This window comes from Pseudonocardia yunnanensis (genome assembly GCF_039534065.1).
Taxonomy (GTDB): domain Bacteria; phylum Actinomycetota; class Actinomycetes; order Mycobacteriales; family Pseudonocardiaceae; genus Pseudonocardia; species Pseudonocardia yunnanensis.
In genome coordinates this window covers 60029-84496 of sequence record NZ_BAAAUS010000048.1, presented here as the reverse complement: position 1 = coordinate 84496, position 24468 = coordinate 60029, and the positions used below count along the sequence as shown (strand labels likewise).

Annotated in this window: 24 protein-coding genes and 1 pseudogene; 18 read left to right on the top strand and 7 right to left on the bottom strand. The window is 72.0% G+C overall.

The annotated features are described in order from the left end of the window. Positions 1-165 precede the first annotated feature (165 nt). From ABD743_RS36715 to ABD743_RS36695, 5 genes and pseudogenes are all read left to right on the top strand, one after another. Positions 166-768 (top strand): AAA family ATPase, encoded by a 603-nt coding sequence (locus tag ABD743_RS36715; RefSeq protein ID WP_344728006.1) that lies wholly within the window; start codon positions 166-168, stop codon positions 766-768. Positions 769-956: 188 nt separating this feature from the next. Further along, positions 957-1682 (top strand): dihydrofolate reductase family protein, encoded by a 726-nt coding sequence (locus ABD743_RS36710; protein ID WP_344728004.1) that lies wholly within the window; start codon positions 957-959, stop codon positions 1680-1682. Positions 1683-1705: 23 nt separating this feature from the next. Continuing rightward, complete coding sequence (locus tag ABD743_RS36705; RefSeq protein WP_379659297.1) at positions 1706-2059, top strand: YciI family protein; 354 nt, start codon at positions 1706-1708, stop codon at positions 2057-2059. Further along, a pseudogene (locus ABD743_RS36700) lies at positions 2056-2229 on the top strand (RNA polymerase sigma factor); the annotation flags it as partial. The gene ABD743_RS36705 and the pseudogene ABD743_RS36700, both read left to right, overlap by 4 nt. 221 nt (positions 2230-2450) lie before the next feature. After that, positions 2451-3833, top strand: coding sequence for a replication-associated recombination protein A (locus ABD743_RS36695; protein ID WP_344728001.1), 1383 nt, complete (start codon positions 2451-2453; stop codon positions 3831-3833). A gap of 661 nt (positions 3834-4494) precedes the next feature. Here the strand turns inward: ABD743_RS36695 and ABD743_RS36690 are convergent. Beyond that, positions 4495-5115, bottom strand: a complete 621-nt coding sequence (locus ABD743_RS36690) for a TIGR03086 family metal-binding protein (protein WP_344728000.1) — start codon at positions 5113-5115, stop codon at positions 4495-4497. 53 nt (positions 5116-5168) lie between these two features. Between ABD743_RS36690 and ABD743_RS36685 the strand changes: the two genes are divergently transcribed. After that, positions 5169-5588 (top strand): MarR family winged helix-turn-helix transcriptional regulator, encoded by a 420-nt coding sequence (locus ABD743_RS36685; RefSeq protein WP_344727998.1) that lies wholly within the window; start codon positions 5169-5171, stop codon positions 5586-5588. 104 nt (positions 5589-5692) lie between these two features. Beyond that, positions 5693-7858 (top strand): alpha-galactosidase, encoded by a 2166-nt coding sequence (locus ABD743_RS36680; RefSeq protein WP_344727997.1) that lies wholly within the window; start codon positions 5693-5695, stop codon positions 7856-7858. A 48-nt stretch (positions 7859-7906) separates the two neighbouring features. Here ABD743_RS36680 and ABD743_RS36675 read toward each other — a convergent pair whose 3' ends face one another. Then, positions 7907-9079 (bottom strand): ROK family protein, encoded by a 1173-nt coding sequence (locus ABD743_RS36675; protein WP_344727996.1) that lies wholly within the window; start codon positions 9077-9079, stop codon positions 7907-7909. 27 nt (positions 9080-9106) lie between these two features. Next, positions 9107-10075 carry an LLM class flavin-dependent oxidoreductase gene (locus ABD743_RS36670; RefSeq protein WP_344727995.1) on the bottom strand — a complete coding sequence of 323 codons (969 nt, stop codon included), beginning with the start codon at positions 10073-10075 and terminating at the stop codon, positions 9107-9109. An 86-nt stretch (positions 10076-10161) separates the two neighbouring features. Between ABD743_RS36670 and ABD743_RS36665 the strand changes: the two genes are divergently transcribed. Further along, complete coding sequence (locus tag ABD743_RS36665; RefSeq protein WP_344727993.1) at positions 10162-10935, top strand: MmyB family transcriptional regulator; 774 nt, start codon at positions 10162-10164, stop codon at positions 10933-10935. 63 nt (positions 10936-10998) lie between these two features. Here ABD743_RS36665 and ABD743_RS36660 read toward each other — a convergent pair whose 3' ends face one another. Next, positions 10999-12219, bottom strand: a complete 1221-nt coding sequence (locus tag ABD743_RS36660; RefSeq protein ID WP_344727992.1) for an arginine deiminase — start codon at positions 12217-12219, stop codon at positions 10999-11001. A 49-nt stretch (positions 12220-12268) separates the two neighbouring features. Between ABD743_RS36660 and ABD743_RS36655 the strand changes: the two genes are divergently transcribed. From ABD743_RS36655 to ABD743_RS36640, 4 genes are all read left to right on the top strand, one after another. Next, positions 12269-12724, top strand: coding sequence for an Lrp/AsnC family transcriptional regulator (locus tag ABD743_RS36655; protein ID WP_344727991.1), 456 nt, complete (start codon positions 12269-12271; stop codon positions 12722-12724). Positions 12725-12988: 264 nt separating this feature from the next. Next, positions 12989-13777 (top strand): dimethylargininase, encoded by a 789-nt coding sequence (ddaH, locus tag ABD743_RS36650; RefSeq protein ID WP_379659298.1) that lies wholly within the window; start codon positions 12989-12991, stop codon positions 13775-13777. Then, positions 13774-15033, top strand: coding sequence for an ornithine--oxo-acid transaminase (gene rocD / locus ABD743_RS36645; protein ID WP_379659294.1), 1260 nt, complete (start codon positions 13774-13776; stop codon positions 15031-15033). Before ddaH ends, rocD begins: the two co-directional genes overlap by 4 nt. Before the next feature lie 238 nt (positions 15034-15271). Then, positions 15272-15886, top strand: coding sequence for a dihydrofolate reductase family protein (locus ABD743_RS36640; RefSeq protein ID WP_344727988.1), 615 nt, complete (start codon positions 15272-15274; stop codon positions 15884-15886). Between the two features lie 85 nt (positions 15887-15971). On the opposite strand, the gene ABD743_RS36635 is transcribed toward ABD743_RS36640, so the two are convergent. Continuing rightward, the gene (locus tag ABD743_RS36635) at positions 15972-16733 is read right to left on the bottom strand and encodes a TetR family transcriptional regulator (RefSeq protein ID WP_344727987.1); all 762 of its coding nucleotides are present in this window, start codon (positions 16731-16733) and stop codon (positions 15972-15974) included. A 275-nt stretch (positions 16734-17008) separates the two neighbouring features. Between ABD743_RS36635 and shbA the strand changes: the two genes are divergently transcribed. The 6 genes from shbA (at position 17009) to ABD743_RS36605 (ending at position 23078) form a co-directional block, all read left to right on the top strand. Then, positions 17009-17743 carry an RNA polymerase sigma factor ShbA gene (gene shbA / locus ABD743_RS36630; protein WP_344727985.1) on the top strand — a complete coding sequence of 245 codons (735 nt, stop codon included), beginning with the start codon at positions 17009-17011 and terminating at the stop codon, positions 17741-17743. A gap of 96 nt (positions 17744-17839) precedes the next feature. Beyond that, a complete protein-coding gene (locus ABD743_RS36625; RefSeq protein WP_344727984.1) occupies positions 17840-18250 on the top strand; it encodes a DUF948 domain-containing protein in 411 nt (136 codons plus the stop codon). Beyond that, positions 18247-18558, top strand: a complete 312-nt coding sequence (locus tag ABD743_RS36620) for a hypothetical protein (protein ID WP_344727983.1) — start codon at positions 18247-18249, stop codon at positions 18556-18558. The genes ABD743_RS36625 and ABD743_RS36620 overlap by 4 nt, the downstream gene beginning before the upstream one ends. A gap of 96 nt (positions 18559-18654) precedes the next feature. Then, on the top strand, positions 18655-21315 hold the full coding sequence (alaS, locus tag ABD743_RS36615) for an alanine--tRNA ligase (RefSeq protein ID WP_344727982.1): 2661 nt from the start codon (positions 18655-18657) through the stop codon (positions 21313-21315). 30 nt (positions 21316-21345) lie between these two features. Then, a complete protein-coding gene (gene ruvX, locus ABD743_RS36610) occupies positions 21346-21771 on the top strand; it encodes a Holliday junction resolvase RuvX (RefSeq protein ID WP_344727980.1) in 426 nt (141 codons plus the stop codon). A gap of 107 nt (positions 21772-21878) precedes the next feature. Beyond that, the gene (locus tag ABD743_RS36605; protein ID WP_344727979.1) at positions 21879-23078 is read left to right on the top strand and encodes an endolytic transglycosylase MltG; all 1200 of its coding nucleotides are present in this window, start codon (positions 21879-21881) and stop codon (positions 23076-23078) included. Between the two features lie 10 nt (positions 23079-23088). On the opposite strand, the gene ABD743_RS36600 is transcribed toward ABD743_RS36605, so the two are convergent. Both ABD743_RS36600 and ABD743_RS36595 read right to left on the bottom strand, forming a co-directional pair. After that, positions 23089-23964, bottom strand: a complete 876-nt coding sequence (locus tag ABD743_RS36600) for a spermidine synthase (protein ID WP_344727978.1) — start codon at positions 23962-23964, stop codon at positions 23089-23091. Between the two features lie 25 nt (positions 23965-23989). Beyond that, a complete protein-coding gene (locus ABD743_RS36595; RefSeq protein WP_344727977.1) occupies positions 23990-24436 on the bottom strand; it encodes a PPOX class F420-dependent oxidoreductase in 447 nt (148 codons plus the stop codon). Positions 24437-24468 lie beyond the last annotated feature (32 nt).

Genomic DNA, 24468 nt, shown 5'->3' with positions numbered 1-24468 from the left:
CGGATTGGTCGTCCTGGATCGACAGGGCGAGACGGCGACGGACCCGGTTGGGGCTCCGACCTTTCACAGCTTGCCCTACATTCCTGCGATGCGGAACCTGATTCCCATTAGCTGGGAGATGAAGTCGGACGATCGACAGAAGGCCGTCGGGATACGGTCAAACGCATGCTGCTGTGGATCAACGGCCCGTTCGGCGGTGGCAAGACCCAAACGGCGTACGAGCTGCGCCGGCGGCTGCCGGGCAGCATCGTGTGCGATCCCGAGCACGTCGGTTTCGGGCTGCACCGCACGATGCCGCCCGTGCTGCGCGGCGACTTCCAGGATCTCTCCGCCTGGCGCCAGGGCGTGCGCGAGGTGCTCGACATCGTGCTCCGCAAGCACGACGGCCCGGTCATCGCGCCGATGACCCTCGTGCACCCGCTCTACTTCGCCGAGGTCGTCGGCCGGCTGCGCGAGGACGGCCACGAGGTGCGCCATTTCGCGCTGCTCGCCGAGCGGGGCACCGTGCTGAGGCGCCTGCGGGAGCGGGGGTTCGGCCGAGGGCTCAAGCGCGAGAGCTTCGCGGTGCGTCGGCTCGACGACTGCCTGGAGCGGCTCCGGGAGCCGGAGTTCGCGGAGCACATCCGTACCGACCACCTCCCGATTCCGCAGGTCGCCGAGCACATTGCGCGCTCCGTGGGGCTGTCGATCGGACCGAACACCGACAGCCCCCTGCGCGGGCGGCTCCGTCGGTACGCCACGGGCTTGCGGCACATCCGCTTCGACTGACGACGGCCGGGTGCCTGCGCGAGCGTCTCGACCACTGCGCCACGGGCAGCCTGTAGGGGACCTCTCCACGACCCGAGGCGGGACTTCTTCCCCGATTTCTCGTCGGCGCATGTCGAGAACGGGCGGTCGGCTCCGACTGATGGGCACCGGCGGCCAAGGGTGCCGCCAACACGAGAGGAGCACGAACGATGACCAAGGTGACCGCCCAGATGTCGGTGTCCCTCGACGGCTTCTACACCGGACCGCGGGACACGCGGGGCCCCGAGGACATGAGTGGCTGGATGCGGGGCCCCGAAGCGCCCGGTTTCTTCCGGGTCACCCGCTGGGCCGTCGACGCCATGGCCTGGCGCGAGCGGCAGGGCTTCGCCGGCGGCGAGCAGTCGATCAACTCGGAGATCATCAAGGAGACGTTCGCGGCGGCCGGTGCCTATGTCATGGGCCGGCGCATGTTCGACGCCGGCGAGGTCCCCTGGGGCGAGGAACCGCCGTTCCGCGCCCCGGTGTTCGTCGTCACCCACCGTCCCCGGGGCGTGCTCGAACGCCAGGGTGGCACCTCCTTCACCTTTGTCACCGAAGGAGTCGAGCGGGCCGTCGAGCTGGCCCGGGACGCCGCCGGTGGCAAGGACGTGGCGGTGTCCGGCGGCGGGGAGCTCCTGCGCCAGGTGCTGACCGCCGGGCTGCTCGACCAGCTCGAGTTGCACATCGCCCCGGTGCTGCTGGGCGACGGCCAGCGTCTGTTCGACCCCAGCCTCGGTCTCGGCGCCGACGACGGCATCGAGCTGGTTCCGACGCGGGTCGTCGAGGCGCCGGATGCCACCCACGTTCGCTACACCGTCACCGGGCGGTCGAAGCTGGTGCTGGACGATCGCGGCGCCAGTGGCGACCTGGTCGGACCGGCCCAGCCGGTGCACTGAGAGAGGAACGAGCCGTGAAGTACATGCTGCTGATCTACGGCAACGAGGAAGCCTTCAGTTCGGTGGGTGCGGAGACCCTCACCGAGATCATCCGCGAGACCGATGCCCTCAACCAGGAGCTGTTCGAGTCGGGTGAGCTGGTCGGCGGCTATGGCGTGGCCGACCAGGTGAACGCCAAGGTGGTCCGGGTCACCGGCGGGACGCCGGTGGTGACCGACGGCCCCTACGCCGAGGCCAAGGAGTACCTGGGCAGCTTCACGATCCTCGACTGCGACAGCCTGGAACGGGCCCTGGAGATCGCGGCCCGCAACCCGTCGGCGCGCTACTGGGGTGTCGAGGTCCGGCCACTCATGCACGAGGCCAACGTCGAGCCGTGACCGACTGGCGGGCCGTCCGGCGGCTGGTCCCGGAGGTGCTCGGTGCGCTGGTGCGCCGCTGCGGCCATTTCGACGCCTGCGAGGACGCCGTCCAGGAGGCGGTGGTGGCGGCCACGGCCCAGTGGCCGGTGCAGGGGTGGCCGGAGAATCCCCAGGGGTGGTTGGTGACAAGAGGCGCCACCTCCTGACCCGCGCCGCGCGGCTGGGGTGACCGACCGCGGGGTGGCACGTCCGGGCCCCAGCGCCCGGCGCCGGGCCAATCAGGGTGAGCAGGTCGTTCGGCTACGGCAGGGTCATCGCCGTCCCCTTCCGACCGCGGGATGATTCCAGGCGGCACCGACAACTCGGGCGGACTCCGAACTCGTCGTACCGGGATGGCAGGCTGCATGCGATGAGCGCGGAAATGAGCGGAGGGGCGGAAGGTCTCTTCGAGCTGCACGAACCGGAGCCGGCGACCCCCACGGACGACGTCGGCGGCGATCCGGCACGCAGCACCGCGCCCCTGGCGGTGCGGATGCGCCCGCGCTCGCTCGACGAGGTGGTCGGCCAGGCCCACCTGCTGCGGCCCGGTGCGCCGCTGCGGCGGCTCGTCGAAGGCGGCGCGGCGGCGTCCGTGCTGCTCTACGGCCCCCCCGGCACCGGCAAGACCACGATCGCGCGGCTACTGGCCGGTGTGGGCAGCCGGCATTTCGTCGCGCTCTCGGCGCTCTCCTCGGGGGTCAAGGAGCTGCGCGCCGTGATCGACGACGCCCGCAGGCGTCGCGACCGGCTCGACCAACAGACGGTGCTGTTCATCGACGAGGTGCACCGGTTCTCCAAGACCCAGCAGGACGCGCTGCTCGGTGCCGTGGAGGACCGGCTGGTGCTGCTCGTCGCCGCCACCACGGAGAACCCGTCGTTCTCGGTGGTGTCCCCGCTGCTCTCCCGCTCGCTGGTGCTGCAGCTGCAGTCGCTCACCGAGGACGACGTGCGGTCGCTCCTGCGCCGGGCCGTCGCCGACCCGCGCGGCCTCGGCGGCGCCGTCGAGCTCACGTCCGACGCCGAGAACGCGCTGGTACGGCTCGCGTCCGGTGACGCCCGCCGCGCCCTCACCGCGCTCGAGGCGGCCGCCGACGGCGTCACGGGCACCGGCGCCACCGAGATCGACGTGCCCGCCGTCGAGCGGGCGGTCACCGAGGCGACCGTGCGCTACGACCGCCAGGGCGACCAGCACTACGACGTGATCAGCGCGTTCATCAAGTCGATCCGCGGCTCCGACGCCGACGCCGCGCTCCACTACCTCGCCCGGATGCTGGTGGCGGGGGAGGACCCACGGTTCATCGCGCGGCGGCTGATGGTGCACGCGAGTGAGGACGTCGGCCTCGCCGACCCCACCGCGCTGCAGGCGGCCGTCGCCGCGGCGCAGGTCGTGCAGCTCGTGGGGCTTCCGGAGTGCCGCATCGCGCTGGCCCAGGTCACCGTGCACCTGGCCACCGCCCCGAAGTCCAATGCGGTGATCACCAGCATCGACGAGGCGATGGCCGACGTGCGGGCCGGCGCCACCGGCGCCGTCCCACCGCATCTGCGCGACGGCCATTACGCCGGGGCGGAGAAGCTCGGCAACGCCGTGGGCTACCGCTACCCCCACAGCACGCCCGAGGGGGTACTGGAGCAGCAGTACCCGCCCGACGCACTGGTCGGCCGCGACTACTACCGCCCCACCGGCCGGGGCGGCGAGCGGCTGCTGGCCGAGCGCCTCCCGAAGCTGCGCCGGGCGATCCGCGGCGAGAACTGAGCCCCGGACGACCGGCACATCCGTACGCACCTATCGCACGAACATGCCGCTCGTCCAAGCCGAGGGATCGTCCCGCGGGTCTGGGTTCGCCGCTGATTGAACGAGCGGCCCGGTGGTGCGGGCTTTTTGGGCGGACGGGCCGTTCGTTCGCGTGGTGGGTTCGGGCTGCGCGATGGGATACCGGGTGGTTCTGAGCGAGTGGCCCGGCAGTGCGGTCCTTTTGGACGGACGGGCCGCTCGTCCAGGTCCAGGGGTGGTACCGCGGGTCTGGGTTCGCCGCTGATTGAGCGAGCGGCTCGGTGGTGCGGTCTTTTTGGACGGACGGGCCGCTCGTCCGCGTCGGGCTTGGTTCCGGCTTTGCCAGGTTTCCGGGGTCGGTGTGTCGGTGATGGGGTGAGTGGCCCGGCAGTGCTGTCCTATTGGACGGACGGGCCGCTCGTCCACTCCCTGGATCTGCTCCGCGGGGCAGGGTTCGCCGCTGATTGAGCGAGCGGCTCGGTGGTGCGGTCCTATTGGGCGGTCGGGCCGTTCGTTGCGTCGCGGGTTGCCCCGGTGGGCCGGGATTCCCGCTGGTGGGTTGCGCCGCTGATTGAGCGAGAGGCCCCCTCGTGCGGTCCTATTGGGCGGGCGGGCCGTTCGTGCGGTGGGTTGGGCCGAGCGGCTACCGGGTGGGAGTGGCGGTTGTGCGGGTGGGGGTCCAGAGCGGGTTGCGTCCCAGCAGGGTCAGGGTGCGCTCCCAGCGGTCTGATCCGCTCGCCTCCAGGGCCGGGGCGAACGGTGATTCGGGCAGTTCCCGGAAGGCACCGGTCGGCACGCGTTCGGCCACCGTGAGGCCGGCGGCGATGAGGTCGTCGTCGTAGTCGACGGCGAGTCCGAGCGTGACAGCCACGTCCCAGCCGTGCACGAGCGTGTCGATCAGGTGGAAGCCGGCGACCTGTTCCAGTGGGAGCCGCTGCCGGAACTCCGCCAGCCAGACCGTGCGGGCCGGGTCGGTGGCGGCCTCGGTGAAGGCGGCCCCGGCTGCGGCCGACGACGTGGTGGCGGCCGCGGCGGGGTCGTCTTCGAGCGGGCGTGGGGCGAATGCGGCGATATCGACGTCGGTCTCGTCTCCGGCGCGCACAGCCGCCGCGAAGCCGTGGTCTTGGCCGGTCATGTGCTCCAGCAGGACTCGCAGGTCCCAGCCGGTGCAGGGAGTGGGAAGTCCGAGGTCGATCGGGCGGACCCGGGCGAGGATCGGTGCGACGGCGGCGACGGCCCGGTGATGCAAGGCGATAATCTCCATGTGAAGACTATCTACCGTGGTAGACGATTGGTCAACCACTATCGTCGCGCCACATGGAGCAGCGCCACGACCTCGGGGCCGCGTTCGCCCGCCTGACGCGGATGATGATCGAGGCGGAGACTCCGGTGTTGCGGGCTCACGACGTCGAGATGTGGGACTACGCCGTGCTCAGCGCCCTCGAGGAGGGGGCGGTGCCGACGCAGTCGGAGCTCGCGGCCGCCGTCGGGCGGGACAAGACGCGGCTGATCCCGATCCTCGATCGCCTGGAGGCGCGCGGCCTGCTCCGCCGCACCCCGGACCCTGCCGACCGTCGTAACCGGGTCGTCGCGCTCACCGAGGAGGGCCGGGAGCTGGTGCGGTCCTGCCGGGCGGGGATTCGCGGCGTCGAGGCCGAGGTGCTCGCCGTCATCGACCCCGACGAGCGGGCCGTGTTCGTGGCCGTGCTCGATCGCCTGACCGACACCGCTCGCTGAGTCGCGTCTGCCGCGGGACTCGGAGAACGGTCGCCGTTGACCTCTATTAACTTCTGTCGTAAAACATATCCGCGATCAGCGTTACGACGACGTCCGGAGCGGCCATGCCCCCCACCCCTGTCGGCCCCGTCCACCTCAGGGCAGCGGGGGTGAGCGTGGTCCTCGGCACGGACGGGCGGCGCTTGCCTGCGGTGCTGCACTGGGGGCCCGATCTCAGCGAGCTGGACGCCTCCGACCTCGCGGGGCTGGCCGCCGCTTCGGTCCCCGGCAGCGTGCCCAACGATCTCGACGAGGGGTCGCGCGTCGGCGTCCTGCCCGAGCAGGCGAGCGGGTGGCTCGGCCGGCCAGGGCTCGCGGGCCACCGCGCGGGGGGTGCCTGGTCGCCGCTCTTCACCCTCGTCGCGCTCGACGTCGAGCCCGGTCCGCACGGTGGTGGCCAGGTCCGCGCGGTCGGCCGGGATGACGAGGCAGGTCTCGAGGTCCGGCTCGACATCGAGTTGCTGGCGTCCGGGCTGCTGCGCCAGCGGGCCACGGTCGTGGTTGCGGAGGGAGCGGCCGCGGAGCCGTTCGTCGTCGACGGCCTCGCCGTCGCGCTCCCGGTGCCGCCGGAGGCCACCGAGCTGTTCGACATGGCCGGGCGCTGGGGCCGGGAGCGGGCTCCGCAGCGCGCGCCGTTCGTCGTCGGGGTGCACGCGCGGGAGAACAGGCGCGGTCGCACCGGACCGGATGCGCCGCTGATCCTCGCCGCCGGCACCGCGGGCTTCGGCTTCCGCGACGGCGACGTGTGGGCGGTGCACGTCGCGTGGAGCGGCAACCACGTCTCCTATGCCGAGCGTCTGTCGACCGGGGCCGCGGTGCTCGGCGGTGGTGAGCTGCTGCTTCCCGGTGAGATGGCGCTGGCTCCCGGCGAGCAGTACGCGGGCCCGTGGATCTACGCCGCGTACGGCCGGGGCCTCGACGGCGTCGCCGCGCGTTTCCACACGCACCTGCGCTCCCGGCCGCAGCACCCGCGCGCCCCGCGCCCGGTCGTGCTCAACACCTGGGAGGCCGTTTACTTCGACCACGACCTCGACCGGCTCGTCGAGCTCGCCCGGGCCGGCGCCGATGTCGGTGCCGAGCGCTATGTGCTCGACGACGGCTGGTTCCGCCACCGCCGTGACGACACGGCCGGCCTGGGCGATTGGTACGTCGACGAGGACGTCTGGCCCCGGGGTCTGCACCCGCTGGTCGAGGAGGTGCGGCGGCTGGGCATGCAGTTCGGGTTGTGGGTCGAGCCGGAGATGGTCAACCCCGACTCCGATCTCGCGCGCGCCCACCCGGAGTGGATCCTCGCGACCGGTGGGCGTCAACCTCCGCTCTCCCGGTCGCAGCAGGTGCTCGACCTCGCCCGGCCCGAGGCGTTCGCCTACGTCCTGGAGCGGCTCGACACTCTCCTCACCGAGTACCCGATCGCCTACCTCAAGTGGGACCACAACCGCGACCTGCTCGACGCCGGCCACGGACCGCTCGGCACGCCCGGCGTCCACGCGCAGACCAGTGCTGTGTACCGGCTGATCGACGAGCTGCGCGTCCGGCATCCCGACGTCGAGATCGAGTCCTGCTCGTCGGGGGGCCTGCGCGTCGACCTGGAAATTCTGGAGCGCACCGACCGGATCTGGGCCAGCGACAACATCGACCCGCTCGAACGTCAGCAGATCCAGCGCTACACCGCCCAGCTGCTGCCGCCCGAGCTCGTCGGTTCGCACGTCGGGTCGCCGCGTTCGCACTCCACGGCCCGTACCCACGACCTGTCGTTCCGGGCCGGGACGGCTCTGTTCGGCTCGTTCGGCATCGAGTGGGACATCACCACCGCGAGTCCGGAGGAGCGCAAGGAGCTGGCCGCGTGGGTGCAGCTCTACAAGGACGTCCGCGGTCTGCTGCACACCGGCACCGTGGTGCGAGCCGACCAGCACGACCCGTCGTTCGCCCTGCACGGAGTGGTGTCGGCCGATCGGTCCGCCGCCCTGTTCGCGCTGGTCCAGCTGGCCACGCCGCTGACCGCAGTGCCCGGCGCCCTACGCCTGCCCGGCCTCGACCCCGAGCAGCGCTACCGGGTGCGGACACAGCCGCCGGGCGATGCGCCCGCGCTGCGGCAGCGTCGGCCCCCCGCGTGGCTTGCCGACGGGGTGGAGCTGCCCGGCCGCGTGCTCGGTGCGGTCGGACTGCGGGCTCCGGCGCTCAACCCGGAGCAGCTGCTGTTGCTGCGGGCGGAGGCGGTGCGGACCCGCTGACGGCGTTCGACGCCGAGGGGAACGCCGTGGTCAGCGCGGCGTGCGGCGTCACACGGGCGCGGCGGGCCCCAGCACGTGCGCCTGCACCGCCACCGCGGCCGCCCCGCGTGCCCACTCGGTGAACGGGAACGGCTGCACATCGACCCGGACCGGCGGTCCCGCCGGGTCGCGGCTCTCCTCCAGGGCGGCGTCCAGCTCGGCCCTGGCGATGTCGACCGCGCCGACGCCCTCGCCGGTGAGGATCACGAGGTCCGGGTCGACGAGGCCAGCGATGTCGGCGACGAGCAGCCCGAGGGCCCGGCCGGCGTCCGCGACGGCGCGGCGGGCCGCGGGCTGCCCGGCGCCGGCGAGTTCCAGCACCTCGTCGTAGGTCACGGACCTGCCCAGCGCCTGGCCGACCGCGGCGGTGATCGCCCCCGACGTCAGCACCCCCTCCGCGCATCCGCGGTGCCCCTCGCCGCAGATCGCCCAGCCCGTCAGCGGCCGGTGCCCGACCGACCCACCCGTCCCGTGCGCGCCCTCGACGAGCCGGTCGTGGACGACGATCCCGCATCCCACGCCGACGCCGATCGTCACGACCACCAGCGACTGCAGCCCCCGGCCGGCGCCGAACCAGTGTTCGGCCACGGTGAGCGCCCGCACGTCGTTCTCCACGACGGTGGGAAGGCCGGTGGCCGACTGCAGCCGCGCCGCCAGCGGCACCGTCTCCTGCCAGCCGAGGAACTGCGCTTTCGTGACGTCGCGGCGCTCCGAGACCCGCCCGCCGATGCCGACGCCGAGCCCGGCCATCTCTCCGTGCTCCTCGCGCATCCTTGCGACGGCGACGGTGACCGCGTCCACCACGGCTTCCGACTCGCGCCCGGGGAGTGACACCTCGTGCTCGGCGAGGACGGCGGCGCGCAGGTCGGTGACCACGGTGAACAGGGCGTCCCCGGTGATCTTGACGCCGATGAACCGGCGGGAGGAGGGCTGCACGTCCAACGGGAGCGAGGGTCGCCCCGTTCGGGTGTGGATGTCGGCGGTGCCCTCGATCAGCAGGCCGGAGTCGACCAGCGGGCGGGTGAGCCGCGTGAGTGAGCCGGGGGAGAGCCCGAGCCGGCGCGCGAGCTCGGCGCGGGGGAGTGGGCCGTGGCGCAGGACCTCCACCGCGACGCGCTGCTGGCTGCCGTCGAGCGCGGTCCAGTCGCCGGCGACCTCAGTTTCTTCCGCGACGGAACTCACGGGCGAACACTACCGCTCGCGTCCTCGTCAGACCGTCGATATCACCGGGTCGCGTACGCCGAGCAGCAGGTCGGCGAGCCGATCGAGCTGGTCCCGCTGCCCGTCGAGGCCGGGCGCCGCGATGCGCAGGACGATGTGACGGGCGCCGGCCTCGACGAAACGGGCGAGCCCCGCGGCCACGTGCTCGGGCGGTCCCGCCACGATCGTCTGGATCCGCTCGACCACCTCGAGCGGAAGCCCGTAGTTCTCCCGGCAGAACTCGTCGACGGCGCGCTGCCCCGACGGCACGTCGGACGCCAGCAGTACCGTGGCGAACAGCGCCGGTGTGATGGCGTCCTGCGCTCGCCCCGCCGTGAGAGCGGCAGTGCGGATGTCGGTGAGGCCGGCGGCGTAGGTCGCCGGCTCCGGCGGGTAGGGCAGCCAGCCGTCGTAGTGGCGTCCGGTCCGGGCCAGCGCGGCGGGGGTGGCCCCGGCGAGCCAGACGGGCGGGCCGCCGCTGCGGTACGGGCGGGTGCCCGCCGGGATGTCGGAGAAGCGCAGCACGTCGCCGGTGAACGAGGTGGGTCCCTCCGCGGCCCACAGTCGCCGCCAGAGCGCCACCGTGTCGTCGAGCCGGGCGAACCGGTGTGGCCACGGCACCTCGGACGCCGCGTACTCCGGCTCGGAACGCCCGGGGAAACCGGCTCCGACGCCGAGCACCAGGCGTCCGCCCGCCAGGAGATCGAGCGAGGCGATCGCCTTGGCGGCCTGCACCGGCCGCCGGAACGCGGGCAGCAGCGCCGCGGTGCCGAGAGTCACCCGCTCGGTCGCCGCCGCGACCGCGGCGAGGACCGTCAGCGGGTCGATGTGGGCGCCGAGGAGCGTGTCGTTGGCCCAGACCGAGTCGTAGCCCGCCCGCTCCGCCCGGACCGCCAGATCCACCAGCTCTCGCGGGTCAGCACCCGCCCACTGCTCCGCCTTGAGCGGGAGCAGCACACCTGTCCGAACGAGATCCATGCCGCAGAGGCTCGTTCGGCCGGTGCGCTGCGGCAATTCCCCCGGGGGAATGGCCGCACGGCGCACCCGAGGGCTAGGAACACCCTGTGAACTTTCCGGCCGCGCTCCGCGAGCGCCGTACCCGGCTGCGGGTCAGCCAGCTGGACCTGGCCCTGCGCGCAGGGACGACGCAACGGCACGTCAGCTTCATGGAGAGCGGCCGCTCGGCGCCCGGCCGCGCGATGGTCGTGCGGCTCGCGGAGTCGATGGAACTGCCCCTGCGCGACCGCAACGCGCTGCTGCTCGCGGCCGGATTCGCACCCGCCTACCCCGAGACCGGCCTCGACGAGCCCGGCCTCGCCCCGGTGCGCGACGCCCTGCGGTCCGTGCTCGACGGCCACCGCCCCTACCCGGCGATCGTCGTGGACCGCCACGGCGACCTGGTCGCGGCGAACGCGCCGTTCGGGCTGCTCACCGAGGGGGTCTCCGCCGACCTGCTGGCTGCGCCCGCCAACGCCTATCGCGTTGCCCTGCACCCCGAGGGGCTCGCCCCACGGATCGTCAACCTCGCCGAATGGGCCCGTCACGTCCTCGAGCGGCTGGACCAGGCACTGGAACGCGGGCCGGACGAACGGCTGGCCGCACTGCGCGCGGAGCTCGGATCGTATGTGCCGCCTGCCGCCATCGGACCGGACCACCTGGGCTTCGCCGTGCCGCTGCGGCTGCGATCCGAACGCGGCGAACTGCGGCTCATCACGACCGTGACGACCTTCGCGACCGCCGTGGACGTCACGCTCGCGGAGCTGAAGCTCGAGGCGTTCCTGCCCGCGGACGCGGCGACCGCCCAGGCGCTGGCCGTGTGGGGGCCGCCGGCTGGATGAGCGGCACGGTGGCGCGGACCTATCGGACGGCCGTGCCGTTCGTTCGCCCGCGTCACGCAGCGATCATGCAGCGTCGCGCACGATCGGGCAGCTCATGCACCGCGGGCCGCCCCGTCCCCGGCCCAGCTCCCCGCCGGGGATGTCGAGCACCTCGATCCCGTGCCTGCGCAGGAACGTGTTCGTCGTGACGTTGCGCTCGTAGGTCACCACCACCCCAGGCGCCACGGCGAGCGCGTTGCACCCGTCGTCCCACTGCTCGCGGGCTGCGGCGTGCACGTCCTGCTCAGGGGTCAGGACCCGGACCGACGGGAGCCCGAGCACCGCGGCGATCGCCTCGTGCATCTGCTCCGGCGGGTGGTCGGTGACGTCGAGCTCCTTCTCCGAGTCGCCGGGTCGAACGGTGTAAGCGGGCAGCTTGCCCAGCCCCGCGTACTCCACGAACGTCTCCGGGTCGACCATTGTCATCACGGTGTCGAGGTGCATGAACGCCCGTTGCTGCGGCATCCGCAGCGCGACGATCCGGTCGATCTCGCCGCCGGCGAACAGACGCGTGGCCAGCCGCTCGACGCCTGCGGGGGTGGTGCGCTCCGACAGCCCGATCAGCACGGCCCCGCCGCCGAGCACGTGCATGTCGCCGCCCTCGGTGGTCGCCGGTCCGTTCACCGAGCCCTCGGACCAGATCGCGTAGTCGGAACGGGCGAAGAGGGGATGCCAGCGGTAGACCGCCTCGTAGTGCACGGTCTCGCGCATCCTGGCCTTCTTGCGCATGCTGTTGATCGCCACACCGCCGTAGAGCCACGCCGACGTGTCGCGGGTGTAGAGGTGGTTGGGGAGCGGCTCCAGCACGAAGTCGTCGGGAGCGAGCACGTGGAAGGCGATCGAGCGCGGCTCCGGGATGCGGTCGAGCACCTCGCGCTTCGTGATCCCGCCGATGAGGTGGTCGGTGAGGGTGTCGACGTCCATCGCGTCGAAGCAGTTGCGCAGCGCGTCGATGGCGAGCGGCCCGTAGACGCGGTCGTCGAAGATCCGGTCGAGGACGTACTTGCGCGCCTCGGGGATCTCCACCGTGGTCCGCAGCAGCTCGCCGAACAGGTGCACGGTGATCCCGCGCTCGCGCAGCAGCGCCGCGAAACGGTCGTGCTCCTCCTGGGCCCTGGCCACCCACAGCACGTCGTCGAACAGCAGGCGGTCCTTGTTGGCCGGGGTCAGCCGCTTCAGCTCCAGCCCGGGGCGGTGCAGGATCACCTGGCGGAGCGGCCCGACCTCGGAATCCACGCGGTACATGCCGGTCATCCTGCACGTGCTTCGCCCGCTCGGCGTGCAGGATGAGCGCGTGCAACTCGATCGGCTCGACGAGGACCTCATCGCGCTGCTCGTGGACGACGCGCGCCGCAGTTACGCCGACCTCGGCACGAGCGTCGGACTGTCGGCGTCGGCGGTGAAGCGGCGGGTCGACCGCCTGCGGGCAGGCGGGGCGATCACCGGGTTCACCGTGCGGCTCGACCCCGGTGCGCTGGGCTGGTCGGTGGAGGGCTACGTGGAGCTGTACTGCCGCATCAGCACCGCACCCGCCACCATCCGCTCCGCCGTCGCCAAGTTCCCCGAGGTGGTGGACGCCAGCACCGTCTCGGGCGACGCCGACGCCGTGCTGCGCATCCTCGCCGCCGACATGCGCCACTTCGAGCAGGTGCTCGAGCAGATCGGCGCCCAGCCGTTCGTCGCGCGCACCCGCTCGGTGCTCGTGCTCTCCCCGCTGCTCCGCCGCCCGGCTGCGCCACTCCCGCACTGATTCGCGCCCGACCCGGACCGCCGGACGAGCGGCGTCCGGCGCCACGCAATGAACCTGCGCCGGCTGCGATCAACGCGCAACGTTCCGCCATGTACGGGCAACGCTTCGTAATTGTCCGGCGTCCTCGCCGTTCCTAACCTGATGAACGTCCCGGTCCCGACGCCGCGGCCACCCCCGCACACCTCGTGGAGCGAGCCCGTGACCAGCGTCCTGCCCCGCGCGAGCGAAGCCGCCGAGCGCACCGCCACCCGCCGCCACTACCTCATGTGCGCTCCGGTGCACTTCGCCGTCGAGTACGCGATCAACCCGTGGATGCAGCCCGGTGTCCGGGTCGACCGTGACCTGGCGATGGCCCAGTGGGACGCCCTGCGTCGCACCTACCTCGACCTCGGCCACCGCGTCGACCTGCTCGATCCCGTCCCGGGCCTGCCCGACATGGTGTACGCCGCCAACGGCGCCACCGTCGTCGGCGGTGTCGTGCTGGGCGCACGGTTCCGCCACCGCGAGCGGGCCGCGGAGGCCGTCGCGCACCGCGAATGGTTCCGGGCGGCCGGCTTCACGCGTGTCGTCGAGCCGGAGTTCGTGAACGAGGGGGAGGGCGATCTGCTCGTGCTGGGCAACCGAGCAGGCGCCGTGGTGTTCGCCGGCACCGGGTTCCGCACCGACCCGCGCGCCCATGCCGAGGCAGCAGCCGTGCTGGGCAGGCCCGTGGTGTCGCTCGAGCTGGTCGATCCCTGCTACTACCACCTCGACACGGCGATGGCGGTGCTCGACGAGGACACGATCGCCTGGCTGCCGGAGGCGTTCACCCCGGAGTCCCAGGCGGTGCTGCGCGAGCGGTTCCCCGGTGCGCTCGTCGCCGACCCGGCCGACGCCGCGGTGCTGGGGCTCAACGCAGTGAGCGACGGTCGGCACGTCGTCCTGCCCGCGGAGGCGACCCGACTCGCCGCCGAGCTCGCCGCGCGCGGGTTCGTCCCTGTCCCGGTCGAGATGTCCGAGCTGCTCAAGGGCGGCGGCGGACCCAAGTGCTGCACGCTGGAGGTACGGGCATGACGATCATCGAGGACGGCACGGCGACCGGCGCCGCGGGCGGGAACGCCACCGCACACCACGAGCTCCTCATGCAGGAGCACTCGGCGCACAACTACCACCCCCTGCCGGTCGTGGTCGCACACGCCGAAGGCGCCTGGGTCACCGACGTGGAGGGCCGCCGGTACCTCGACTGCCTGGCCGGCTACTCCGCATTGAACTTCGGCCACCGCCACCCCGCGCTGGTGGCAGCAGCCCATCGCCAGCTCGACCGCGTGACCCTCACCAGTCGTGCGTTCGGTAGCGACCAGATCGGCCCGTTCTGCGCGGAGCTCGCCGCGCTCGTCGGCAAGCAGCTCGTCCTGCCGATGAACACCGGCGCCGAGGCGGTCGAGAGCGGGCTCAAGGTCGCGCGCAAGTGGGGCTACGAGGTGAAGGGCGTACCTCCCGGGCGCGCGCGGATCGTCGTCGCGGACGGCGGCTTCCACGGGCGCACCATCAGCATCGTCAGCTTCTCCACCGACCCGGACGCCCGTGGCGGGTTCGGGCCGTTCACCCCCGGCTTCGACGTCGTCCCCTACGGCGATCCGGACGCGCTGAGCGCCGCGATCACGCCCGACACGGTCGCGGTGCTGATCGAGCCCGTGCAGGGCGAGGCGGGCGTGGTCGTTCCGCCTGCCGGATACCTGGCGGCGGTCCGCGAGATCTGCGACGAGACGGGCGTCCTCTTCGTCGCGGACGAGGTGCAGTCCGGCCTCGGACGCACCGGGCACGTACTGGCCACCCGCGGCGCGGGGACCGACGCCGACGTCTACCTGCTCGGCAAGGCCCTCGGCGGCGGGATCGTGCCGCTGTCGGCCGTGGTCGCCGACTCCGCGGTGCTCGGGGTGCTGCAGCCGGGGCAGCACGGCAGCACGTTCGGCGGCAATCCCCTCGCGTGTGCGGTCGGCCGGGCCGTGGTCGAACTGCTGAGCGACACCGGTCCTGAGGGGATGCTCGCCAGGGCGGCCCACCTGGGCGATGTGCTCCACGGACGGCTGGCGGGGCTCGTGGGCGACGGCGTGGTCGCCGTGCGTGGGTGCGGGCTGTGGGCCGGTGTCGACATCGACCCTCGGCTGGGGAGCGGGCGCGACGTCGGCGAGGCACTCGTCCGGCGCGGCGTGCTGGTCAAGGACACACATGGCTCGACGATCCGGCTCTCGCCGCCGCTGGTGATCACCGAGGCCGAGGTGGAGTTCGCGGTCGATGCGTTGGCCGGTGTGCTGGCCGAGCTGAGCTGAGCCCGCCGATCGGCGTTGGCGCTCATCTCCTCGCCAAACCGGCGTGGCAGACGACACGGGCATGCCGGGCGCCGGCCGTGAGTCACGTCCGGCGGCCCGATGCGACGTTAAGATCCACAGGCGTGGGTCGGCACGGCGGCGGATGGTGGCTGCACCCCTGGCGTGCCACCGAGCTTCCCGGACGCCGCCGGGCCTCGGCGTGGTCAGTGCGCCGGTGCCGCGGGTGAGGAGAAGCCTGGTGAGGTTGACGTTGACGGGGTACCTGTCGCTGGACGGCGTCTCGCAGAGTCCTGGGTCTCCCGACGAGGACAGCAGCGACGGGTTCACGCGCGGCGGCTGGCTCATGCCCTACCTGGACGAGGACTTCTTTCAGGTGGCCGGGGCGTGGTTCGACGAGGCGGATGCGTGCTTGTTCGGCGCCCGTACCTACGCCGGCTTCTCAAGCTTCTGGCCGCTCTCCGATCCGGACGACCCGTTCGCCGGCAAGATGAACAGCTTGCCCAAGTACGTGGCATCCCAGAGTCTGCGCCAGGCCGATTGGGCGCACACGACGATCCTGTCCGGAGATGTCGTGGCGCAGGTCGCCGAGCTGAAGCGGCAGCCCGGTCGGGAGCTTCAGATCCATGGCAGCGCGCTGCTTGCCCAGTCGTTGCTGGGGGCCGGGCTGATCGACACGATCCGGTTGATGGTCGCCCCCCTGGTGGTGGGCTCGGGCAGGCGGCTGTTCCCGGAGGGCACGGCGCGAACCGGCCTGCGACTGATCAGCAACGGGACCACAGCGGCAGGGCTCACCGTGCACACGTACGAATCGGCGGAGCTGCCCGACTACGGCACGTACCGAACCGAGGAGTAGTCGCGCCCCCTGCCGCCGCTGGGCCACCACGGGGAGAAGCGCTCAACGGGACCGCTCCGTCGCCGAGCGGTGCACGAGGACGGAATCACGGTCGGAACCGGTTGCGGAACGGCCTGCCGTCGTTGCCCGCGTCGACGAGCAACTCCGGGCGCAGCATGCCGAACATTACGGTCAGTAACATCTCGCAGGTGAACTCCGGCAACTCCTGTGGCCGGTTGACGCTCCGGATCAACGCCATGTTGACAATCAGTCCGCTCACTTCGAGAGCACTCGGGAATGGTCGCAGCTCTCCGGTTCCCTGCCCGTGCTCGATGAGCATCTGAATAGGGACGGGGACGGGCGCCAGGATTCGGGGATCGATCTCGTCGGCGGGGTCGGCGGGCCCTGCCACCCTGATCGTGTACTCCTGCACGGCCGACCAGAAGGCGGCGGTGAGCGACCGGAACCGGAAGGTGATCCGGGTCAGGCTGCTGACCTGGTCACACAGGGCGTCAACCATGGATCGGGCCGCCGCGATGTCCTGCTCTGCCTCCGTCAGGAGGGGCAGGACAACCGGACGGAAGATGTGTCCGACGAGCGCATGCTTCGTCGGAAAATGGTTATAGGCGGTGGCGGCACTCACACCCGCAGCGGCGGCGATGTCTTCCATCCTCGCGTTCGCCCAGCCGTGTGAGGCGAACGCCGCGTCGGCGGCATCGAGTAACGCTCGGCGTGTGCGATCGCGCTTCGTTTGTGCCGCTCGGGCGCGGGGGTCCCGCGGACGGGGTTGATCGATCGCAGACATTGACCGGAGAGTAACTAACCGTCCGTCGAACTTCTCTTGACTCCAACTTGGGGTGTCACCCAAACTGCGTACTTGAAGGTAGAACGACTTCGATCACCTTGCTGGGCACGGCAGGTGTGCGAAGGCACGAGGCGACATCGGACGTCGGCCCTGCCGTCGGGGGATCGCAGGTATCTGTCGGCCGTCCGGTTTCTCCTGAGTACGACGGCACGACCCGCCACCACGCCCAATGAAGGGCAGGCGGCTGACGCGTCACACCGGTGAGGCGCCGGTGCAGGGAGGGGACCCAGCATGTTGTCTGTTGAGCGTCACGTCGTTGCAATCACAGGTGAAACCCAATGAGCGCCCTCGCGGTGGCGGTCGACACGGGGGGATCATCCGGCCTGGTCCCGGCCCAGCGCGGGCCGGCAGAGCCGTATCGCGCCGTCCGACTACGGGCAGCAACGGAAAGCTCCACACAGGACACGCAGGAGGATGCGACAGAGCCGGCACTGCTGGACTTCCTGGTCGCAGAGGCCGTGGCGGGAGAGCCGCGGGCGAAGGACCGGCTGCTCACGGCCATCCATCCCCTTGTGCTCCGCTACTGCCGCGGACGGCTCGGCCGCCAGGAGACCGTCATCGGCTCTGCCGACGACATCGCCCAGGAGGTCTGCCTGGCCGTCGTCAACGCGCTGCCCGGCTACACGATCAGGGGGCTGTCGTTCCGGGCGTTCGTCTACGGGATCGCAGCGCACAAGGTGACCGACGCGTTCCGGGCCATCAGCCGCAACCGCTCGGAGCCGATGGCCGACCTGCCGGACGTTCCGGCCGTGCACGACGGGCCGGAACAGCACCTGCTCGCAGCCGAGCTCACCGAGCGTCTCGTCGGTCTTCTATGTCATCTCACGCCGCGCCAGCGCGAAGTACTGGTGCTGCGCATCGCCGTCGGGATGAGCGCCGAGGAGACGGCCCACGCTGTCGGCTCGACGCCGGGGGCCGTGCGCGTCACCCAGCACCGCGCGCTCAACCGGCTGCGCCGAATCCTGGCCGGCTTCTTCGTGGAGGACGGGGAGGAGGAACCGGACGAGGAGTGAGCCGCGGGATACGCCGGGCCTCCAGCTCGTCCGTGACGGCCGGGGAGTAACCTGTCCGCGATCAACTTCCGGTCGGACGGGTATGGGGGAGGCGTCGTGTCAGCAGGCCAGATCGCGGCACTGATCGCGGCTGGGGCCTTCGTGGTGCTCGTCCTGCTGCTGGCCGTTCCGTTGCTGAAGCTGTCCCGCACGCTCGACGAGGCCACGATCGCCATCCGCAAGGCCCACGAGGGCAGCGCCCCGCTGCTGGACAACGCGCAGACCACGCTGCATCAGGTCAACACGCAGCTCGAGCGCGTCGACGGCATCACCTCCAGCGCCCGCACGGTCACGAGCAACATCTCCGTGCTCACGTCGCTGTTCACCGCCACGCTGGGCGGTCCGCTCGTCCGCGCCGCCGCGTTCTCCTACGGCCTGAACAAGGCCGTCAAGGCGCGGCGGGCGGGGCGCGACGCCGGTGCCCACTCGCGGCGCAGCCGCCCTGGACGTCGGAGGGGACGTCGGTGAGCAGGCTGTTCTGGCTCGGGCTCGGGATCGCGGCAGGCGCGTACGTCACTCGGCGGGCCACCGCCGCGGCCCACAACCTCACCCCCGCCGGGGTCGGGGCCAACATCGCCGACGGGCTGCGCGAGGTCGGTGCCGGCCTCGGCGCGTTCGGCGCGGAGGTGCGGGCCGGGATGGTCGCGCGCGAGCAGGAGCTCACCGACCTCGTCGAACGCCGCACCGGTGGCGGCCTGCCGACGATGAGGGAAGCCATCTACGAGCCGTATCCTGTGGTGCGGCCGGGCGCGCGAGCGCGCAGGGCAGGGGAGTAGCGGCGCCGCTGCGCCCTCCCCCTGCCGATCCGCGTCCCCGCCCCTGAGGGAGACTGGAGACGGCCTCCCTCGTCGTACCCACCAGGAAGCACCGCCGTGCAGACCCACGAGATCACCCGTCGCTTCACCGACCACTTCGTCGCCGCCGGGCACACCAAGGTGTCCAGCGCGTCGTTGATCCTCGACGACCCCAACCTGCTGTTCGTCAACGCAGGCATGGTGCAGTTCAAGCCGTACTTCCTCGGCGAGGTGCCGCCGCCCTACGCGCGCGCCACCTCCATCCAGAAGTGCGTGCGCACCGGCGACATCGACGAGGTCGGCCGCACCACCCGGCACAACACGTTCTTCCAGATGGCCGGCAACTTCTCGTTCGGCGACTACTTCAAGGCCGGCGCGATCGAGCACGCCTGGAACCTGATCACGAGCAGCCAGGACGCCGGGGGCTACGGGTTCGAGCCCGACCGCATCTGGGTCACCGTCTACCGCGACGACGACGAGGCCATCGAGCTCTGGCGGAAGATCGCCGGGCTGCCGCTGGAGCGCATCCAGCGTCGCGGCGGCAAGGACAACTACTGGGACATGGGCGTGCCCGGTCCGGGCGGTCCCTCGTCCGAGATCTACTACGACCGGGGGCCCGAGCACGGCCGTGAGGGCGGCCCCGAGGCCGACGAGGACCGGTACCTGGAGATCTGGAACCTCGTCTTCATGCAGGATGTCCGCGGCGAGCTCAGCCCGAAGGACGGACATCCGCCCATCGGAACGCTGCCGCACAAGAACATCGACACCGGCATGGGAGTCGAGCGGGTCGCGTACCTGCTCCAGGGTGTCGACAACGTCTACGAGACCGACCTCGTGCGCCCCGTCATCACCCGCGCCGAGGAGTTCTCCGGCCGTCGCTACGGCGTCGACGCCACCGACGATGTCCGGTTCCGGGTGATCGCCGACCACGCGCGGTCCGGCGTGATGATCATCGGCGACGGCGTCACGCCGTCCAACGAGGGCCGTGGGTACGTGCTGCGGCGGCTGCTGCGGCGCATCGTGCGCTCGTCGCGGCTGCTGGGGGTGAACGAGCCGGTGCTCCGGTCGTTCGCCGAGGTCGTTCGCGACGAGATGGCGCCGACCTACCCGGAGCTCGTCAGCGGCTTCGAGCGGATCTCCGCGGTCGTCGAGGCCGAGGAGGAGGCGTTCCTCGCCACGCTCAGCGCGGGATCGCGCATCTTCGACACCGCCGTGGCGGAGACGAAGAGCAGCGGCGGACTCGTGCTGCCCGGTGACCGGGCGTTCCAGCTGCACGACACCTACGGATTCCCCATCGACCTCACCCTCGAGATGGCTTCCGAGGCGGGCCTCGAGGTCGACCAGGACCGCTTCCGCGCGTTGATGAACGAGCAGCGCTCGCGGGCCAAGGCCGACGCCGCCACGCGCAAGGTCGGCCACGGCGACGGTTCCATCTACCGCACTGTGCTCGACACCCACGGCGTCACCGAGTTCCTCGGCTACACCGACCTCAGCGCGGAGGCCACGATCGTCGGCCTGCTCGTCGACGGCGTGCCGGTGGCGGCCGCGCGGGAGGGCGAGCACGTGGAGGTCGTGCTCGACCGCACCCCGTTCTACGCCGAGGCGGGCGGTCAGCAGGCAGACACCGGCGAGCTGCGCGGGGCGTCGTTCACCGTCCGCGTCGACGACGTGCAGTCGCCGGTCGCCGGGCTGCGGGTGCACCGCGGCGTCGTCGTCGCCGGTGAGGTGTCGCTCGACGCCGCCGTCGTGGCCGAGGTCGACCGGTCACGCCGTGCTTCGGTGTCGCGGGCGCACACCGCCACGCACCTCGTGCACGCCGGCGTACGTGGTGCGCTGGGCACCGCCGCCGCACAGGCCGGCTCGCTCAACGCTCCCGGCCGGCTGCGGTTCGACTTCACCTCGCCCACCGGTGCCGTCCAACCGGCCGCGCTCGCCGAGATCGAGGACGAGGTCAATACGGTCCTGCAGCAGAACCGTGAGGTCGAGGCCTACGAGACCACGATGGACGAGGCCAAGCGCCTCGGCGCGATGATGCTCTTCGGTGAGAAGTACGGCGACCGCGTCCGGGTGGTCGACATGGGCGACTACTCGCGCGAGCTGTGCGGTGGCACCCACGTCGGGCGCACCGGTGAGATCGGCATGATCAAGGTGCTGTCGGAGGCCTCGATCGGTTCCGGCGTGCGACGGGTGGAGGCGCTCGTCGGGCTCGACGCGTTCCGCCACCTGTCGAAGGAGCACCTGCTCGTCTCCACGCTGGCCGACCAGCTGAAGGCGCGCCCCGAAGAGCTCCCGGAGCGGATCAACGGCCTGATCGAGCGGCTGCGCACGGCCGAGCGCGACCTCGAGAAGGTGCGTGCCGACGCGGTGCTGGCCTCGGCCGGGGCCCTCGCCGCCGGCGCCGAGGACATCGACGGGGTCTCGCTCGTCGCGGTGGCTGCACCCGACGGGGTGAACGGCAACGACCTCCGCGCGCTGGCCTCCGACGTCCGAGGCCGGCTCGGTTCGCAGCCCGGCGTCGTCGCGTTGTTCTCCGGCGACGGGGAGAAGGTCTCGTTCGTGGTGGCCACCACGGCCGCCGCCCGCGACCGTGGCCTGGCTGCGGGCGCGTTGATCCCCACGTTCGCTCCCGCCGTCGGTGGCCGAGGCGGCGGCAAGGCGGACCTTGCGCAGGGCGGTGGCACCGACCCGGCCGGCATTCCGGACGCCGTGCGGGCTCTGCGCTCGGCCCTGCGCAACTGACCAGCGGCTCTCGGACGTGACGGTGGCGGTGTGAGGGGACGTCGGCTCGGCATCGACGTCGGAGCGGTGCGCGTGGGGGTTGCTCTGTCCGATCCGGACGGTGTGCTGGCCACGCCGCTCGTCACCGTCCCGCGCGACGTCGCGGGCGGCAGCGACCTGACGGTGATCGCCGGGCTGGTCGCCGAGCACGAGGTCGTCGGCATCGTCCTGGGGCTGCCACGCACGCTGGCCGGGCGGGAGGGGCCTGCTGCCGAAGCAGCACGCGACTTCGCCGCCGGGCTGGCGTCGGTCGTCGATGTGCCGATCGAGCTGTCCGACGAGCGGCTCACCACGGTGGTCGCCACCCAGCAGTTGCGTGAGCGTGGCGTGAAGGGCCGCAAGCAGCGCGCGGTGGTCGACCAGGCCGCGGCCGTGGCGATTCTGCAGGGCTGGCTGGACGCCGCGCGCCGTCGCTGACCCGGCTCTGCAGGTTCCTCGGAGCCATCGATACTGTCGGAACCGTGACCTCGGACGGTTGGGACCAGGGAGTACCGCCTCACCACAGTGGTGCAGCGGACGACTCGGTGGCAACCGGACCCATCGATGTGTACCCCGGCCCGCAGGACGAGCCGCCGTCCCGACGGGGGCGGCAGCGGACCCGCACCCGCCGGCGCCGGAGCGGCGGCATCCTGCTGCTCGCGGTGCTCCTGCTGCTCGGCGCCATCGCGGGCGGCGGCTACTACGTGTTCTCGTCGGTGTTCTCCACACCCGACTTCGACGGTGACGGCACCGGTTCGGTCATCGTTCAGGTGAAACCGGGCGACTCGACCACCCAGATCGGCAGCACCCTGACCCAGCGCGGCGTGGTCGCGGGCGTCCAGGCGTTCAACGAGGCCGCGGCGGAGGACAGCCGGATCCGGTCGGTCCAGCCGGGCTACTACCAGATGCGGTCGCGGATGTCGGGAGCGTCCGCCGTGGCGCTGCTGCTCGACCCGGTCGCGCGGGTGGGCCAGCTGGAGATCCGGGGCGGGGTGCAGCTCGACGACACGAGCGCGCCCGACGGCACGGTCGCCCTGGGCGTGCTCAGCCTGATCTCGAAGGCCAGCTGCTACACGGTGGACGGCAACCAACAGTGCGTCTCGGTCGACGCGCTGCGCGCAGCGATGGTCGACACCGACCCAGCTGCCCTCGGCGTTCCGGCGTGGGCGCTCGAAGGCGTCGCGAAGGCCGACCCGGCCCGCCGGCTGGAAGGCCTGCTGATGCCGGGCATCTACAGCGTCGAGCCCGGCGCATCGGCCGTGGACGTGCTGCGCAGCCTGCTCGCTGCCTCGGACACGCGCCTCGAGGCCTCCGGTCTGGTGTCGGGCGCGCAGGCCATCGGATCCAGCCCGTACGACGTGCTGACCATCGCCTCGCTCGTGGAGAAGGAGGCCATCACCCCGGACATGCCCAGGGTGGCGCGGGTGATCTACAACCGGCTCGGGGCCGGTCAGCGACTCGAGCTCGACTCGATGGTGAACTACCCGCTCGACCTGCAGGCCCTGCGCACCACCCCCGAGGACAGGGCGCGCCCCGGCCCCTACAACAGCTACGTCGTGGCCGGCCTGCCGCCCACCCCGATCGCCGCGCCCGGTGCCGAAGCGATCAAGGCGGCTCTGGAGCCGACCCCCGGACCCTGGCACTTCTTCGTTCGCTGCCAGAAGGACGGCACCTCGTGCTTCGCTGCGACCTTCGCCGAGCACGCGGCCAACGTGGCGGAGGCACGCGCCAACGGCGCGTTCTGACGCCGACCCGTCAGGCCGGTGGGCGGCCGAAGAACCCCGGCGGGGGGAGCGGCGACGGGGTCGCCGCGCGGTCGGAGGGCGGGCAGGCGTCCGCAGCGAACCGCCGGACGTCATCGCCGGCGAGCACTGTGGCCGGGAACGGGTCGCCCGCGGCTCGCCGCACCAGTCCGTCCACGGGGAGCTCGGCCGGGCTGCCGACGAGCACGAGGTTGCCGAACCGCCGCCCGTGCAGCACGTCCGGAGAGGCGAGGACGGCCACGTCGGCGAACCGCGCGACGGCGGCGGCCACCTGGCTCCGTGCGAACCGGAGATCCCCGCCGTCGGCGACGTTGGCCGCGTACACACCCTCGGGCGCGAGCGCGGCCGCCGCCGACTCGAGGAACTGCGTGGACGTCAGGTGGGCCGGCGTGCGGGCGCCGGCGAAGACGTCGAGTACGAGCAGGTCGACAGAGCCGGGCACCGCCCGGGTGAGCATGGCCCGCGCGTCGCCGACGACCACGTCGATGCCGAGCCCGTCAGCCGGCAGCCGGGAGGACACGAGATCCACGAGGGCGGCGTCGACCTCGATGACCTGCTGCGGGGACCGCGGCCTCGTGGTGGCGACGTAGCGGGCCAGGGTCCACGCTCCGCCGCCGAGGTGCAGCACCCGCTGTGGCATCGCCTGCGGCGCCATCAGGTCGACGACGTGGCCGAGGCGGCGTACGTACTCGAACTCCAGGTGCGTCGGATCCTCGAGGTCGACGTGCGACTGCGCGGTGCCGTCGAGGAGCAACGTCCAACCCTGCGGCCGATCGGGGTCGCCCAGTAGTTGGGCGTAGCCGTGGTCCACCTCGGCGTCCACCACCGCGCGCGCCACGCGCTCCCTTCGTTCCGCCCGCCCGCTCACCCCTCGATCCTGCTCCCTCGGCCCGTCAGCCCGTGGGCCGGGCCCAGCCGTAGGCGTGGTCGAGCCGCAAGGTGAGCATCACCCGGCCCTCGGCGACCATGGCCGCGCGGTACTCGTCCCAGTCGGGGTGCTCGCCGCGCAGATCGCGGTAGTAGCGCACCAGAGCCTCGACCGTGTCGTCGTGGGGTTCGGTGGCCACGGGGCTGAGCGCCGCGATGCCCTCGCCGACGACGTAGCCGCCGTAGTCGGCCCGGCTCACGTGATAGCTGGCGCGAGGGTCGCGGCGGAGGTTGCGCGTCTTCGCGCGGCCGTCGGTGATGGAGACGCGCAGCGTCCTCGATTCGGGGTCGAAGGCGTGGGTGACGACGGACGACTGCGGCCGGCCATCCCGCTTCAAGGTGATGAGGATGCCGTTGGGCTGCTCGGTGAACAGCTCGAGCAGTGCGGGGTCGATGGTCGTGCTCGCCGACATGCTTCTCCTCGGATCTGCGGACGGGACCACCG

What these genes read in the sequence shown, in the direction of transcription:
- ABD743_RS36715 (WP_344728006.1), top strand. Translation starts at nt 166, where the DNA reads ATGCTGCTGTGGATCAACGGCCCGTTCGGCGGTGGCAAGACCCAAACG.
- ABD743_RS36710 (WP_344728004.1), top strand. Translation starts at nt 957, where the DNA reads ATGACCAAGGTGACCGCCCAGATGTCGGTGTCCCTCGACGGCTTCTAC.
- ABD743_RS36705 (WP_379659297.1), top strand. Translation starts at nt 1,706, where the DNA reads ATGCTGCTGATCTACGGCAACGAGGAAGCCTTCAGTTCGGTGGGTGCG.
- ABD743_RS36695 (WP_344728001.1), top strand. Translation starts at nt 2,451, where the DNA reads ATGAGCGCGGAAATGAGCGGAGGGGCGGAAGGTCTCTTCGAGCTGCAC.
- ABD743_RS36690 (WP_344728000.1), bottom strand. Translation starts at nt 5,115, where the DNA reads ATGGAGATTATCGCCTTGCATCACCGGGCCGTCGCCGCCGTCGCACCG.
- ABD743_RS36685 (WP_344727998.1), top strand. Translation starts at nt 5,169, where the DNA reads ATGGAGCAGCGCCACGACCTCGGGGCCGCGTTCGCCCGCCTGACGCGG.
- ABD743_RS36680 (WP_344727997.1), top strand. Translation starts at nt 5,693, where the DNA reads ATGCCCCCCACCCCTGTCGGCCCCGTCCACCTCAGGGCAGCGGGGGTG.
- ABD743_RS36670 (WP_344727995.1), bottom strand. Translation starts at nt 10,075, where the DNA reads ATGGATCTCGTTCGGACAGGTGTGCTGCTCCCGCTCAAGGCGGAGCAG.
- ABD743_RS36660 (WP_344727992.1), bottom strand. Translation starts at nt 12,219, where the DNA reads ATGTACCGCGTGGATTCCGAGGTCGGGCCGCTCCGCCAGGTGATCCTG.
- ddaH (WP_379659298.1), top strand. Translation starts at nt 12,989, where the DNA reads ATGTGCGCTCCGGTGCACTTCGCCGTCGAGTACGCGATCAACCCGTGG.
- rocD (WP_379659294.1), top strand. Translation starts at nt 13,774, where the DNA reads ATGACGATCATCGAGGACGGCACGGCGACCGGCGCCGCGGGCGGGAAC.
- shbA (WP_344727985.1), top strand. Translation starts at nt 17,009, where the DNA reads ATGAGCGCCCTCGCGGTGGCGGTCGACACGGGGGGATCATCCGGCCTG.
- ABD743_RS36595 (WP_344727977.1), bottom strand. Translation starts at nt 24,436, where the DNA reads ATGTCGGCGAGCACGACCATCGACCCCGCACTGCTCGAGCTGTTCACC.